Genomic DNA, 15341 nt, shown 5'->3' on the forward strand with positions numbered 1-15341 from the left:
CACCATGATCGAATTTATAAGTTAATTGGTATAAAGCCGGTTTTTGGTGCCCAACTCCGCTTTCTGAAAGTTTAAGCGCGCTCTTCCATAATAAGTAACGATGATAATGTCTCTTGCGGTCCGACCTTAGCAGCCCCGCCGATAATGTACATTTTATCATTAAGCGTTACGGCGCCATGACCGTGTCTGGGTTGAGGCATATTCAGCTCTTGTGTCCACGAATCTTTGACCGGGTCGTATGACCATATCTGACTAAATGCTTTCCCTGTTCGCCAATTCCCGTTAGGCCCGAAGGCCTCTCCTCCTGCGACAACTATCTTTCCATTTAACGCGACTGCAGTTAAACCGGCCAATGCCGCCGGCAAAGGTTTAATAGCTTCCCACTTATCACCTTTAGTGTCATACATTTCAGCAAACTGGATGTTTTGAGCTTTGATGCCGGCTTTCCTGCCGCCAATAACAAATATTTTATTATCCAATACTGCGCAAGCCGCAGAGTTTCTGGCCATTGTCGCTGGCGCAGCTTTTTGCCAATGTTGGTTGTCTACGAGAACAAAATGACTGTTCGTATCTATGTTTCTTCTCGCCAGCTTATCAAATGTCTTTCCACCGATAACGTGAATATGCTCAGCATGAGCAGCATAAACAGATTCAGCCAATGGAATAGGCAAAGACGGGCCTGACTGCCAGGCTTTTCCATTGGCTGCCAACTTGTAAACATTGTCTTTTGCTTGCCATGCATTGCCCTTACTGCCATAAAAGCCGCCAATGCCATACAAATACTGCGAATTACTGGCCATGCCAAGGTGATGCCGCGCTGCCGGCAGCTTAGTACCGTATCGCCAGCTATTCTTATCCGGCGCATAAATATAAACCTGGTTGGAAGGCGCCAGCCCGAAGAATACCGGGCTGTTGCTGGGAACAAACCCTCCGGCAACATAAATCTCGCCATTAAATACGCTTGGATATATTTCTTGAACGGGAGTATTCAGAGCATCGCCCTGTGACCAGGAAAAGCGCTGCGATTTTGCGAATGCGCCGGAACTATAGAAATAATCAAAACTCATCACGGTTGTCATTCCGAGAGTCCTTAAAAACCCCCTTCTGGATATTTTCATAAGCATTATTTTCCTTTCTTTGTACATATGATACCGGCATCATTTGCCGGTTAAAGCGCGCTTATCGTGGCCATGCAATATTATTAATACAATAAGCCATAAACTTAAAGAATAATTAAATAAAACAGCCATCCCTATACAGAAACCACCTTTAAAAACCTTGTGAAAAAACAGGAAGAGATTGAGTTAATACAAATTCAAAAATCACAGCAGTAACAGGCTAAAGCCTATGAAGCTAATGTTTTTGGCAAATAAAACTTTGCTTCCTGTACCACAAGGAAAAGAAAGCATTCATTGCCATAGTCACAACACCTGAAAAACATGCTAAGAATAAAAAGCGGTACACCGGAGATAGGCGTGAGCTTCAAGGTGCCTGTCCTGATTGCAGGGGAGATCTGGTTTATTAGAGGTTTCAGACTATTAAGCTTGATGGCATATTTTCTTGCCAATGAAGAGAGAGCAGGTTACCGGGATATTGCCTCCTTCAATAACCTGCTTTGATTAATGACTACTTTTCACTCAGGTAAAACACACCAAATTTATTGTGGTCAAGATCCCTGAAATAGGCGGCATACACACCCGGCTCGCGCTCTTCCGGCTCCCCTTCGCAGGTTCCCCCCAAGATCAGGGCAGTTTTATAAACATTTTTCAGGTGGTCAAACGATTCGGCTTTAAGTCCGATCATAGTGCCATTACCGTTACTTGCCGGAAGGCCGTCAAAAGGTATACATACCGCAATGCCGACACTGTTCGTTTCCGATTTCCACAAAACGGAGCTATCATTTTTTATTGTTTGTTTAGCGCCAAAAAGGGCCAGCAAGGAATCGTAAAATTGTTCGGCCTTGGCCAGGTCATTAGTACCAAGAATGATATTAGTTACCATAAGACTTCCTTATAATGAACATCTACCTGTTTAGCATAGCTCTTGCAGGTCTCGCAGATAATATACTTGCAGATAATTTAATAAATAAAAAAATACCGTCTGGGGTAAGCAAGAGTCGTGCCTTAGTCAAATTCAACAATTTTCTGACAGTTTATTTAAAGTAACCTTGCAGCTCGGTTTTAAAGAGCTTGTTGTATAACTTGTTATATAAACTGCTGTTGATTTGATCCGCCAGCTTGGCGTCCCTGATGGCAATTTGCGTCAGGTCATCTTCACGCTCAACCGTGAGTTTCGGCACCGGCCCGGTCAACGTCATCCTGTGATTAACGATGCATTGCCCGGCCACCACCATCAGCGGGTTTAAGTGATTTTTCACCGCCTGCTCTACCTGGTATTTGTAGCCGGGTTTACCGAAATCACTGCAGATCAGGTTAACAATCACCCAGGTATCGGCGCTTAACAGGAAGTAACAGCCGAGCAAAGGACTTTTGGCGAATAAACTGTTGTCTATCTCCCAGGGTTTCTGGAACAAGCCTTTCACTGCCTGCATTTCATCCCAGTCTTTTTTCAGCAGGTATAAGGTGATCAGCAACCGGGACGTCATACCGATTATTGACGCAGCGGTGCCTGTGGCCGCCCCCGCATCCAGAAAGATCCCCGCGGCTTTGGCCGTCGCTTCCACGGCATAAATACCGGCATGGGCGGCGCAGGCATTTCTTTCCCTTTCTATCAGGGTTTTCACCGCCAGGAAAGCGGCTGTGGGATCGCCGGGTAACAGGCCTTGCCGGGCATTTTTAATGCTGTGAGCCGAACGGGCGGCAGAGAGTGCCAGATAACTGTTATAGGTCGCCATAGAGCTGGAATAGGCAAGCCCGACTCCGGGAGCAATTTCGGTGATAAATTCCGATAAACTTTTGCCGAGAATATCTTTGATCAGCGCCATCATCCCGGGATCGTTAACCGCATTGCCCAAGATCAGGTTCACCAGATTTTTCGCCTGACTGTAAGCGGCACTGCCAACACTGCCCGCCTGATAAACAGAAGTTGTCACTTCATAAGCGGTATAAAACTTACTGGAGAGTTTTATTTCCCGTCCCTGGAACAAATGGACAATATATTGACGACGGTGATCTTGCAGGTAGCGGATTGCCGTTTGATCCAGCTCGCTTAACTCAAACTCGTTATTGATTTGCTTGATTAAGTCGCTGACCGCGCCATTGGTATTACGTATGCTGTTTTTCCAGCCAACACCTTTTTCTTGCTGCCAGATGTCAACGGCGGTAGCGACTTCCTGTCTCAGGGCCGGGGTTCTGCCCTGCAAATGATAACATTTGAGCTTCTTATCGATATTTTTCAGGGCACTGCTTCTGGGTTTATTGATCCCGGCCTTGGTACGCTGCATCCACAGCGCATATTCCATCAGTTCTAACATGATCTGATCCTAACAATTCGGTTTTCCCTGCGTTTAGCGCATAGTTCATGCAATAAACACCGGGAGTTATGCATATAAAACGCCGGCTACACGGGTTTTGTGAAAACTCATGTTCGCCAGCGCTATTCATTCCGTCACCGAAAATCAGGATTTATTTTCTTATCTTATAGCCCGGCGTAAACACCTTTACCCCGGCTATATATGCTTCCCTGCCCCTTATTGTTCTTATTCTCTCTGATGGCAACAAAGGTGAGCCATTAGCAAGTAATCCAAAATAATAACAAATTAATTTAACAAACTGGTATTACTTGTATTTAAGGTCGGCACAAGCGTGCATACGGGTATTTACGCTCGTCGCAATAAAGTGGCTTAGCCTTTTGCTGCTGCCGCTTGGGTAAGTATCGCCATTTTTTCCTGGTATAAATTTACCTCCCCTTGTTGATATTTACATTTTATATTGATAATTTTAACATTTATTAAACATAAAATAAGGAAGTAAAATGAAAAAGACACTCGTCAGCGCCGCCGGTACAGCATTACTGCTCTCGGTATCAACAAGCAGTTCAGCACTGCCCGACAGCAATACTCACGGATTCATTTATTATGCGGCCTTACATGAAGCCGGTTTATATAACGGCGCGGAATTCTACCGTCGCGATTTCCCCAACAGGGATCTATGGGCAGATGCTACCTTGCAGAAAATTACCCATGCCAGATACAATGCCATCGACAACCCTATGGTGGAAGCAACCAACGAAGCTCTTACCAAACTGGCAAACGATGAAGGTCTGAGCATAAAATATAAAAATGTTTATACTTCCGGGACCTTAACGGCCGACTTTACCCCCAGCAGTAAGCCCAATACCCTCAACTTTACCATTAACGGCATTAACCTGACCGGTTATGCCAAGGTCGAGAAAAGCTGGTACGCCGAAGGCACCATCAGAGCGAATATCAATAACATCAACATCACAGGCGAATATGACTATTTCAACGGCGTTGTTAATGTTACCGACTTTCACGCCCCGCTAACGGCGGATGTTGATGTTGATCTGAGTATCCCGATCATTGGCGATATCTTAGATCCCCTGGTTGATTCTATCGTCGACGATAAAATCAATTCACAGCTGCCGGCAGATCTGAACTATCTCTATAATGGCGGCGACGCATTCAGCTTGTCGTTTTTTGGGGTAAAAGAATATATCCCGCTGAACGAACTCATGTTCCAGGGGATAGATTACGGGCAGGTTATCCGGGACAAGTTAGCTAAAGAGACCATCATCAACGACAACTTCTCGTTCTCCGTCGGCAATATCGTCGTGCATAAACAATCCCTGGCGGTCACTATCGGCAACCTGACTTATAAACGCTGGACCACAGGCGGTAAGCGGGTTTGCACCCTGGACGGCAATCCTGATTGCACCCCCTATTAAACCTTCAGCCTGACCGGCTATTTAACGTCGGCTAAGGCTATAAAACCAACTTAGATCCGGGAAGCTATCTCACTTCCCGGGTTTATCTCCCCCGCCATTCGCCTGTGAAATAAAGCTCCTGTGGGCAAAATATTGATCCATCACCTGCCTGGCCACAGGCCCGGCGGAAACACCGCCATGGCCTGAGTTTTCCAGCGCCACCGCCACCACAATTTCCGGGTTGTCAAACGGCGCATAGGCGATAAACATGGCATTGTCACGCAAGTGCTCGCGAGTTTTGATGTCCTCATATTTCTGGTTTTCATCCAGTCCCACCAACTCGGCGGTACCGGACTTACCGGCGGCATCATAAAAGCTGCCTTTAAAGGCGTTATAACCTGTGCCCCCTTTAACCTGCACGGTGTCATGCATGGCATTTAAAATAATGTCCCAATGCTTATCCTTAACTAACGACATCGGCGGCCGCTCTTCATCTAAAGGATGAGCAAAAGTGTTGCTTTGCTCACTAAGCGGCAATTGGCTTTCTACCACACTTCCTTGCCGGGACATCAGCAAATGCGGTGTTTTCACCTCACCCCGGTTGACTAAAACAGACGTCGCCTGTGCCAACTGTAACGGGGTCACCGCCCAAAACCCCTGCCCTATGCCTATATTGATGGTATCTCCCTGGTACCAGGGTTGGTTATACTGGCTGCGCTTCCAATACCGACTCGGCAGTACCGCCTGGTATTCTTCGAAAATATCAATACCGGTTGTTTCGCCAAAGCCGAACCTTTCCATCATATCGGCAATATTATTGATACCGAGTTCAAAAGCCAGGTGATAAAAATAGGTATTGCAGGACTTCATCAGCGCCCGGTGCAGATCTATCTTGCCATGGCCCCAGCTGATGTGATCGCGAAACTTACGTTTAACATTTTTCAGCTGGTACCAGCCGGGATCATTTACTTTGGTATGCTCGGTAATCACACCATGGGCCAGCCCGGTTAACCCCAGAAAAGGTTTGATGGTAGAAGCCGGCGGATAGACCCCCTGGGTCACCCGGTTCAGCAAAGGCCTGTCTTTAGAGAGCAGCTTTTTATAATCCCGGCTGCTGATGCCGTGGACAAAAGGATTGGGATCATAACTGGGGTTGCTGTACATGGCCAGCAAGGCACCGTCGCGGGGGTCAATGGCCACCACGGCGCCCCGTTTGCCGGTCAACGCCCGTTTGGCAATCATTTGCAGCTCGATATCCAGCGTTAAGGTCAGATCTTTGCCGGGCACCGGCGGGGTATAATCCAGGGTGCGGATCACCCTGCCCTGATTATTAATTTCCACCTTTTCATTGCCGATACTGCCGTGTAACTCCTGCTGATAAAATTTTTCTATGCCAAGTTTGCCGATATTGCGGGTGGCGGCATAATTGCCGGCTATGCCTTCCTGGTCAAGTTTGAGCAAGTCCTGCTGGTTTATCCGTCCGACGTACCCCAGCGCATGGGTGGTTAATTCTGCAAACGGATAGTCGCGCCTTAACCTGGCATCGATAAAGACCCCGGGAAACTTATGCTGCTCCACCGAAAAGCGCGCCAAATCCAGCTCGCTTAAACGCCCCTTCACTTCTATGGCCTTAAAACGCCGCTTGCCTTTGATCTTTTTCTGCGCCCGGGCAAGCTCTTCATCACTCAGTCCAAGCAAGTCCTGCAAAGCAGCCAGGGTATTATTGATATCTTTAACTTGTTCCGGGATCATCTCCAGGCTGTATACCGGGGTATTATCCGCCAGCAAAACACCGTTACGGTCAAATATCCGTCCGCGGTTGGGGGCAATAGGCAAGACCTTGATGCGGTTTTCATTAGAGCGGGTCTGGTACTTTTGATAATTGCTTACCTGCAGGGTAAAAAGGTTATAAAACAATAACAGCAGCAGCAAAAAAGCCCCGATAACCGCCAGTATCATGCGCGAGGAAAAAACTTTCGCTTCAACATCATGATTTTTTAACAGGCCTGAATTTGTCATAAATCACCGGGTAAGCTAAGGTCAATCACGCCTCGGCGCCGTTAAGCCATTTTTTCACCGGTACCAGCCATTGCGAGATCGGCCGGTAAAAGGCGCCGTGCTCTTTGCCTGTGCTGATGGCAATTTCTTTAAAGGCCTGCACCCGGGGACTGCGGTCAACCACAAACTGGCACGAGCCTACGCCGTCGCTGGTTTCATAAATGGAATAGACCTTGCCGTACATCCGGTATTGGCTATTGTTTTTCATGTATTTGGAGCAGCCCGCCAGGATCACCAGGTTGATTTTGTCCAGTTTTAAAACGTTGCTGGTTAATATCGAAATCGCCCCACCCCGGGAAAAGCCCATCAGGTAGATATCTTGTGCCTTAACCCCCTCCCTTAATAACGTGCGGATATCGCCGGCCATTTTCTCGGCAAAGGTCACCGGATTGGTTTTCGCCGGCCTGTGGTAGGCGATAAGGTTATAGCCCGGAGCCGACAGCGCCCGTTTTATCGCCGGAAATTCATAAATTCCCCAGCGTTTGTTTTCCGGCCTGGGATTTGTGCCTTCAACAATAAAGCCGTGGGAATAAAAAACATATTTTTCCCCGGGGCGGATCTTTTCGGGAAACTCGGTATAAAGCTCACCGGCAATAGCCCTTGCCGGCAGCAAAGTAAAAACAAACAAAGCTGCAAAGCAGCGGAACACTTGACGGATACCTTGATATGACCCGGAAGTAGGTATCAGAGAGGGTTTCATAAACAACACATTAGATCCCATAATTTCAAAGGAAGGTTAAAGGTTTTTGCCAAAGGCTTTATATTCGATCAGGGTAATCAACTGCAATGCCACCAGGTAGCCGACAATTGGCGCACAAAATAAGGCGAAACCACTGACCGAGATAAATTCAACTAACAAAGGACTTTCCTGCTTAACGAGTAAATAGCGACCACCAAGCTGGCATTACAGCAAACGAGACAGGTCGCTAATTGATAGATAAGTTAAATTTTATCATTGTGTTACTATCTTGTTGTGGCAATGCCCTGTTCAATTGTGGCAAAAAGATGGCACAAATATGTCTTTTGCATTTCCGGGCAAAAACAGCACAAAAACCAGGGCAATTGGCGGCTAATTCACCGCTAAATGGGCTTTATCAAAAAAATGTCGTACCAGTTGATAAAAACGGGTGATATGCACGGGCTTTTCTCCCTGAAACCTGTGCACCAGGTGGAAATCCCACTGGGCTCCCTGGTAAGCGGGCAAGACCCGGATCAGGCGACCTTCGCGGATATGCGACTGCAACGCCACTTCCGGCAGCAGGGCAATGCCCATATTCTGCAGTGCCATTTCCAGGGCGCTGGGCAAGGTATTGGTATGGGCGAACGCATCAAAGGTCATCGAAATGCCGCGACCAAGATCATGATTGGGATAAAAAGTGATATTGCTCCCCTGCCAGGGAGGTGAAATCCATCTGTGAGCGGCCATATCTTCGGGCCTTTCCGGCAAACCTTTTTGCGAGATATATCCGGGGGCGGCGCAAAAGACTTCCCTCATGCTGCCTAAAGGCAATGCCCGGTAATTGCTGTCTTTTAACTTGCCGCCGTAAATAGCCACATCCAGCTTATCCTTGATCAAGTCTTTCGCCTCGTCGGTGACGAGAATTTTAGGTTCGATTTTGGGGAATTCTGAACACAATTGATTCAGGGCCGGGATCACTATATCCCGCTCACAGGAATGGGGTATGGTCAGGGCAAAAGTACCTGAAGGGGCCTCTTTCGAGCTGTTGACCTCTTCCAGCGCCAAATCCACCTGGGCCTGTAATAATTCACAGCGCCCGAGTAATTTTTCACCTGTACCGGTGAGCGACATGCCCCGGGTATGGCGGGACAGTAACTGCTGGCCGAGATGCTGCTCCAGTCTTTTTATTTGCTGGCTCACCGCCGACTTGCTCAAACCAAGCTGCTTGGCGGCCTGGGTGAAAGACTTTCGCTGAGCGACCTCGGCGAAAGTTAACAGCCAGGGTAAGAGTTTAAGATTATTCATAACACCTTCATTGTTTAAAAAACAAAACAATCAGTTCACTTTCTTACTATTGTGCAATTATTTATCCAGACTTAAGCTATGTCAACTTTCACTGCTGCTCAGCCTTTGACTTTTAACCTTGAACAAAGGCGCCAGTTGTTTTTTAACCGATTAAGGAAACCTTATGAACAAGCCCACTGTAAAAACCGTCCGCTTTCATCAAACCGGCGATGCTTCGGTACTGGATATTGAACAACTGCCCTTATCCGAACCGGGAGAACATGAAGTCCGTCTAAAAGTTGAAGCCCTTGGCCTTAACCGCGCCGAAGTTATGTTCAGAAACGGCGCTTATATAGATACGCCGGAGCTTCCTGCCCGTATCGGCTATGAGGCGTCAGGGGTGGTTGATGCAATTGGCCCGGGAGTAAGTGAATTTAAAATTGGCGACAGGGTCAGCACTATCCCGGCTTTTTCCATGAGCCAATATGGCGTTTACGGCGAAAGTGCCGTGGTACCGGTACATGCGGTGGCTGCATCACCGGAAAACTTTTCTGCCGAACAGAGTACCTCTATCTGGATGCAATACCTGACCGCGTATGGCGCCCTGGTGGAGCTGGCTGATTTACAGGCCGGACAATACCTGTTGGTAACCGCCGCCAGCAGCAGTGTCGGCGTCGCCGCCATTCAACTGGGCAAGAGCCTGGGAGCTGTAGTTATCGCCACCACCCGCGGCAGCGCCAAAGTCGACTTCTTAACGAATCAGGGCGCAGATCATGTCATCCAAACCGACAGCCAAGACCTGGTTGCCCGCAGCGCAGAAATTACCGGCGGTCAGGGGGTCAACTTAGTTTTTGACCCTGTCGGCGGTCCGTTGCTGGAACAGCTGGCACAGGTGTCGGCACCGGCTGCCACCATCATAGAATATGGCGCACTGGATAACAGACCAACCCCGTATCCGCTCTTTACCGCCCTGAGCAAGGGCCTGACCATACGTGGCTATACCTTGTTTGAATTCACAGCAGATAAAAAGCGCCTGGCACAGGCAAAAGCGGCTTTATTGCCCTTGTTTGAAGAGGGACAACTGGTGCCGGTTATCGATAAGGTATTTGCTTTTAACGATATCCGTGATGCGCACAGGTATATGGAATCAAACCAGCAGATGGGCAAGATAGTGGTGAAGGTATAATTTCATCCGGGAAATGATTCGCCGCCTTGTTGTTTAACAAACAGCAAGGCGGCCATTTAAACCGGGAGTTAAAGATGATGTTAACTCTGGGCAAAATCCACTAAGGTTTGTCCCGACATACGATAGCCTACCCATTCATCCTGGGAGACGGCGCCGATAGATTCATAGAAATCACGCGAAGGTTTATTCCAGTCCAGACAGCTCCATTCAAAACGGCCACAACCTTTATCCAGGGCGATTTGCGCCATTTCCTTCAGCAGCAACTTACCGCCGCCTGCTCCCCTGTGCTCGGGAGAAACATACAAATCTTCAAGATATAAGCCGGGTTTCGCCAGCCAGGTGGAATAATTAAAAAAGTACACCGCAAAGCCGATGGCCTGGCCGTCACGCTCACAAATCAAACCAAAAACATGAGGGTTATCATTAAAGATAGACGCTTTTATCGTTTGCTCGGTTGCCAATACCTCATGCTCGGCTTTTTCATAAATGGCCAGCTCGGTGATAAAGTGTAAAATCAAGGCCGCATCATCTGCTACGGCTTCACGTATGGTAAGAGAACTCATTAACTACTCCGCTGAGTTTATCGCAAGCTTAAACCGAATTAAGCCCGCGGGTGTAACTGCTGATATAAAGATAACAGTATGATACTCCCACGGCTCTTATGACAACAGTGCATTATCTACATCTTTATATGTATAATATTCATTATGGATTTATATCAGCTCGATCTTAACTTACTGGTGTTATTCGACGCCCTGTACCGCCACCGCTCGGTCAGTGCTGCCGCCGATGAAGTCTGCCTGAGCCAGTCGGCCTTCAGCCATGGCCTGACCCGCTTGCGTAAACGCCTGGGGGATGAATTGTTTGTGCGCATCAATAATGTCATGACCCCCACCGACAGGGCGCAGCAGCTGGCTGAAAGTGTCAGCCAGGCCCTGAACATACTGCATGGCGGCATTAACACCAATGCCGGGTTTTCACCCGAGCACAGCGAATTGGAGCTGACCTTTGCCGCCACCGACTATACACAATACAGCCTGCTGTCGCGCTTGATTGGAAAAATCAATAAGCTGGCCCCTAAAATTAAAATCACCGTTTATTCTGCCGACAATAAAATTCCGGCGGACAAGTTAATCAACGGCGAACTCGACTTTGCCCTGGGTTTTAGCCATGAAATTGAAGGCTCAAGCACGATTATGCACCAAACCTGGCTTGAGGACAGTTATTGCACCATTGCCAGGAAAAATCACCCGGCACTGAGGCAAGGACTGGATCTGGAGACCTTTTTGGCCTTGTCCCATGTCAGGATCTCTCCCTGGGGTGAAAAACTTGGCGTGGTAGATCAGGCACTGGCAAAATTACAAAAAAAACGTCATGTCGCACTACAGCTCACCAGTGTCCTGGCCGCTCCCTATACCATCTTACATTCAGATCTGTTGCTGACCTTACCCCGTTTGGTGGCAGAGCAAATGGTGCAGCACCTGGATATTGAACTTTACGCCCCGCCACTTCAGGTGCCTGATTACCAACTCAACCTTTACTACCACAAGCTCAATGCAGGCAAAGCCTGCCATCAATGGTTAACGGCGTTGATCCGTGATTTACATGAAAAAGCCTAACTTGTCCCTTAAGTGGTAAAACCAGTGTAAATATTGTCCGCTTAGCGCTACACTGGAAAACCTCTAACGTTAACTGACACTTTTCACCGGATAAAACAAAAATGACCATAAAAATAAAACTGTTGTTTATCTTTTTTGCCACCCTGTACTGTTTTTCAATTTTACTGCCCCCTTATCCGGGACATTGGTTGTTAAAAATGCTGCCGGTAGCCTTGTTGATCTTTAGCGTCAGGGGCTGGGCAAGTGATAAAACCCAAAAGTTATTCTTGGCCGGGCTGGTGTTCTCTGTGCTCGGAGACTTCTTTCTCGGCTATGACAGCCATCACTGGTTTATTTTTGGCTTAGGGGCATTTTTTATTGCCCATATCGCCTATATTGCCGCGCTTATGCCGATAACAAAAATCAATGGCGGCAAAACTTATGCTATCCTCGCCTACCTGGCAGGCGGCGGCCTGGTGCTCAATCTCCTGCTGCCCGGGCTGGGTGAATTACTGGTGCCTGTGATTGCCTATATGAGTATTTTACTGGTCATGGCCATTACCGCCCTGCTCTCGACAAAATCCAACGCCTGGATGATGATCGGCGGTTTATCTTTTGTGATCTCAGATGCCATGATAGGATTAAACAAGTTTTACCTGAGCATCCCCCAGGCCCAGTTTTTCATTATGATCAGTTATTACTTTGCCCAATACGCCCTGTTGCAAGGTTTTGCCCATAGCCGGCAAAGACAAGACCAGACCGGGGGCCTGGTTGCCGAATAAAAGGCCACCTTAATCACGGCAAGCATCACAGGTGAGCAAGTAAAATCAATCATGCTTTAAAGAAAGTGTTTTCACGGGAGAAGTTTTGTCCGTATTACTTAAGCCATTAGCTTTGATAGTACTCGCGCTATGCCCTTTTGCCCTGGCAGCTGAAAAAGTCACCGCCTGCACCAGCACCTTATTCGTGCCATTTAACTGGGAAACAACAACCAGCCTCGAAGGAGCAACCATAGAGGTCGCCAAGCGCTTTTTTAAAAAAGAACGGGTTGAACTGGAGCTGCTCCCCCTCAATAGCTGGGCCCGCTGCCTGAAACTGGCCGAGTCGGGAAAAATAGATTTAGTGCTCGGCGCCTACAAAACCACAGAGCGTCAGTTATGGGGCGATTATATCGAGGAGTTTATTGCCCTGGATATTGTTCAGCTTTTTAAAAACAAAAACAAACAACTGCACTTTGAAGCATTAGACTCGCTGCAACAATTTCGCGGTGGCGGTATCTTCGAAAACAGCTACGGCGAAAGTTTTGATACTTTTATACAAAACCTGTCGCCAACGCAATGGCAAAAAGTTGCCCGCCCGGAGCAGGTACTCACTCAACTGGCATTCAACCGCATTGATTATGCCCCCATGAACCGATGGAATATGGAGGTATTGATGTTTACATTAAAGCAACAAGATAAAGTTCCCGCCGATACCGAAATAATCCCCATTGGTAAAACCATCCACAGTAACGAGCTTTACTTCTTATTCTCCAAAAAAGCAGGCCGCTACCGGGAATTTCATCAAAAAATGAATGCTTTTATTAAAGACATGAAATCCAGAGGCGAGATCCAAAAGCTGTTAAACAAAAGTCTGACCCGATACAAGCAGGAGTTTATGGAAAACCGACAATAGCACACCGGCTCATAGCTATTTGATTTATTCACGGCATCTGCACAAAATTTTCTCCCAAACAGTACTTTCCCGAAAATTAAAACCTCCACAGAGCCGTTAACCGCTACAACTTTAACCAATGAGAAAAATTCCTCAAATCGGCCATAGCAGCCAAACGCCCGAACCGGTGTAAGACATATCCTACAAAGAGGTGAGATATCATGGCATTAATTGACGTCATCTCTATTTGAAAACACGTAACACCATAAAAAACAACAATAAAATTTACTGCGTAAACAAATCTGTCCAGCCTTTCCCGTTAATGTGGTGATCATTAACCTAAAAAAAGAATTTCATTCACGTAATATTTACTTTGTCAGGACGACGCAGGGCAGGATGCCTTAAAAGGAAGGCTTCAGGATGAAGTCATGTGATAGGAGATCACGAAAGGAAAACACGGATAGGTATCTGTCAGGAAGATAGATACAAGTGGCCAGGGAAAGCCATGGAACCCACAGTAATGTGAATATGTCAGGATGATGTATTGCCCGGGATGGTTTGGAAGCTGTAAGGATACAGGATATAAATCAGGGATAGGTTTTCAGGGAAGATGAGGGACACTAACAGTGCAGGATGCACAAATAAGCTAGTAGAAAAATGCGACTCTCTGAGTTGCATTTTTTATTTCCGGCCCCCTGAAAATCACGCCTGTTTTTATTTTTAAATAATCCCCAATGAGGTGCTTACCAAATTTGAGCAACCTCTCCGGTCCATTGGTAAGATTTCAGCCTTAGCAAAGCTCATCCCGAGCACAGCCCTGCCAAGACCTAAACAGCCCTATCATTTGCCAAGAGTTACTTAGTGCGCATAGTGCCGTTATACACACGGTAGAAGACGTTAAGAAAGTGATTAGACGCCACGTGATTGCCTGCTTTTATTTGCTCTGTATTTTTCATTTGATTTCCCCTGCAATTTTGATTGCTACTGTTGACCGTTTTTTCTTAGCCGAAATTATTTTCCGCTCATAGCGCCATTAAATAGACGGTAAAAGGTGTTGAAAAAGTGTTTGCCTGCACAAGTATTTTTTACGTTTTCCTGAGTCATATTTTTCATCTATTCATCTCCTGAAGTTACCGCGGGTTTACCCGTAATTTGCGTTGATGTGGTCACTTTAAAACCTCGACCTAACTTGAGGTAAAGTATTTTTTTCAATAAAATGAAAAAAATTTTAAAGTCAGTTTTATAAGGACTTCAGGGGGAAAAATGGCAACAGGACAGCACGAAGAAGCTAAGCTCTCGGTAGGCCAAGTGGCAAAACGCTGCGGCATTAAAGTATCGGCTTTACATTTTTATGAAGAAAAAGGCCTGATCCGCAGCTGGCGCAACCAGGGCAACCAGCGCCGTTACAAACGGGATGTGCTGCGGCGTATCTCAGTGATCAAGGCGGCGCAGAAAATGGGCATTACCCTGGCCGATATCCAGGAAATATTTAATCAATTGCCCGACCAGCGCACCCCGGATAAAGATGACTGGGCCAGGTTATCAACACAGTGGCAACAAGAGCTCAACCGGCGTATCGCCTATATGGAAAAGTTAAGGGACTCCCTCACCGGCTGTATCGGCTGCGGCTGTTTATCGATGAAAAACTGCCCGCTTTATAACCCGGACGATTCGCTGGCACAGGAAGGCACAGGACCGGTCATTTTAGATCGCCAGTCCTAAAAACGGCCCTGGTAAGGATACAGAGCCGCAGCAATAATGACTTTTATCCGGGCAGGACAGAATCCCGGGTGATCAAGCCGGGTTCAAAGGTCTGTTTTATTACTAACTTGTCCTGCTGATAGACATTTTTCAGTACTGGATGTTTGACCTGCCTATCTGGGTAAAACAGAATCCCGGGTGATCAAGCCGGGTTCAAAGGTCTGCTATATCACTAGCTTGTCCTGCTGATAGACATTTTTCAGCACTGGATGTTTGACCTGCCTATCTGGGTAAAACAGAATCCCGGGTTATCAAGCCGGGTTCAAAGGTCTGCTGT

At 47.2% G+C, this 15341-nt stretch carries 14 protein-coding genes; 6 read left to right on the plus strand and 8 right to left on the minus strand.

What is annotated here, in order from left to right:
- Positions 1–71: 71 nt before the first annotated feature.
- From SG35_RS19600 to SG35_RS19610, 3 genes are all read right to left on the minus strand, one after another.
- A complete protein-coding gene (locus SG35_RS19600) occupies positions 72–1079 on the minus strand; it encodes a Kelch repeat-containing protein (RefSeq protein ID WP_044832039.1) in 1008 nt (335 codons plus the stop codon).
- A 547-nt stretch (positions 1080–1626) separates the two neighbouring features.
- Positions 1627–2001 (minus strand): VOC family protein, encoded by a 375-nt coding sequence (locus SG35_RS19605; RefSeq protein WP_044832002.1) that lies wholly within the window; start codon positions 1999–2001, stop codon positions 1627–1629.
- A 151-nt stretch (positions 2002–2152) separates the two neighbouring features.
- Positions 2153–3433, minus strand: a complete 1281-nt coding sequence (locus SG35_RS19610; RefSeq protein WP_044832003.1) for a hypothetical protein — start codon at positions 3431–3433, stop codon at positions 2153–2155.
- Between the two features lie 500 nt (positions 3434–3933).
- On the opposite strand from SG35_RS19610, the gene SG35_RS19615 reads away from it, so the two are divergent.
- Entirely contained in the window at positions 3934–4866 is a 933-nt protein-coding gene (locus SG35_RS19615) for a hypothetical protein (RefSeq protein ID WP_044832004.1), read from the plus strand.
- Positions 4867–4935: 69 nt separating this feature from the next.
- Here SG35_RS19615 and mrdA read toward each other — a convergent pair whose 3' ends face one another.
- The 4 genes from mrdA to SG35_RS19635 all read right to left on the minus strand — a co-directional run bounded on the left by mrdA (position 4936) and on the right by SG35_RS19635 (position 8887).
- On the minus strand, positions 4936–6864 hold the full coding sequence (mrdA, locus tag SG35_RS19620) for a penicillin-binding protein 2 (protein ID WP_044832005.1): 1929 nt from the start codon (positions 6862–6864) through the stop codon (positions 4936–4938).
- A 25-nt stretch (positions 6865–6889) separates the two neighbouring features.
- A complete protein-coding gene (locus SG35_RS19625; protein ID WP_044832006.1) occupies positions 6890–7552 on the minus strand; it encodes an alpha/beta hydrolase in 663 nt (220 codons plus the stop codon).
- A gap of 87 nt (positions 7553–7639) precedes the next feature.
- Positions 7640–7762, minus strand: coding sequence for a hypothetical protein (locus tag SG35_RS19630; RefSeq protein ID WP_269082167.1), 123 nt, complete (start codon positions 7760–7762; stop codon positions 7640–7642).
- Positions 7763–7972: 210 nt separating this feature from the next.
- Entirely contained in the window at positions 7973–8887 is a 915-nt protein-coding gene (locus SG35_RS19635; protein ID WP_044832007.1) for a LysR family transcriptional regulator, read from the minus strand.
- Between the two features lie 163 nt (positions 8888–9050).
- On the opposite strand from SG35_RS19635, the gene SG35_RS19640 reads away from it, so the two are divergent.
- Positions 9051–10052 (plus strand): zinc-dependent alcohol dehydrogenase family protein, encoded by a 1002-nt coding sequence (locus tag SG35_RS19640; RefSeq protein ID WP_044832008.1) that lies wholly within the window; start codon positions 9051–9053, stop codon positions 10050–10052.
- A gap of 80 nt (positions 10053–10132) precedes the next feature.
- Here SG35_RS19640 and SG35_RS19645 read toward each other — a convergent pair whose 3' ends face one another.
- A complete protein-coding gene (locus SG35_RS19645; protein ID WP_044832009.1) occupies positions 10133–10615 on the minus strand; it encodes a GNAT family N-acetyltransferase in 483 nt (160 codons plus the stop codon).
- A gap of 144 nt (positions 10616–10759) precedes the next feature.
- Here SG35_RS19645 and SG35_RS19650 point away from each other — a divergent pair, with 144 nt between their 5' ends.
- From SG35_RS19650 to soxR, 4 genes are all read left to right on the plus strand, one after another.
- The gene (locus SG35_RS19650) at positions 10760–11671 is read left to right on the plus strand and encodes a LysR family transcriptional regulator (protein WP_044832010.1); all 912 of its coding nucleotides are present in this window, start codon (positions 10760–10762) and stop codon (positions 11669–11671) included.
- A gap of 101 nt (positions 11672–11772) precedes the next feature.
- Positions 11773–12432 (plus strand): lysoplasmalogenase, encoded by a 660-nt coding sequence (locus SG35_RS19655; RefSeq protein ID WP_044832011.1) that lies wholly within the window; start codon positions 11773–11775, stop codon positions 12430–12432.
- A gap of 85 nt (positions 12433–12517) precedes the next feature.
- The gene (locus SG35_RS19660; RefSeq protein ID WP_084692630.1) at positions 12518–13324 is read left to right on the plus strand and encodes a substrate-binding periplasmic protein; all 807 of its coding nucleotides are present in this window, start codon (positions 12518–12520) and stop codon (positions 13322–13324) included.
- A gap of 1242 nt (positions 13325–14566) precedes the next feature.
- Positions 14567–15025, plus strand: coding sequence for a redox-sensitive transcriptional activator SoxR (soxR, locus tag SG35_RS19665; RefSeq protein ID WP_044832013.1), 459 nt, complete (start codon positions 14567–14569; stop codon positions 15023–15025).
- The last annotated feature ends 316 nt before the right edge of the window (positions 15026–15341 follow it).

The organism is Thalassomonas actiniarum, assembly GCF_000948975.2.
GTDB lineage: Bacteria > Pseudomonadota > Gammaproteobacteria > Enterobacterales > Alteromonadaceae > Thalassomonas > Thalassomonas actiniarum.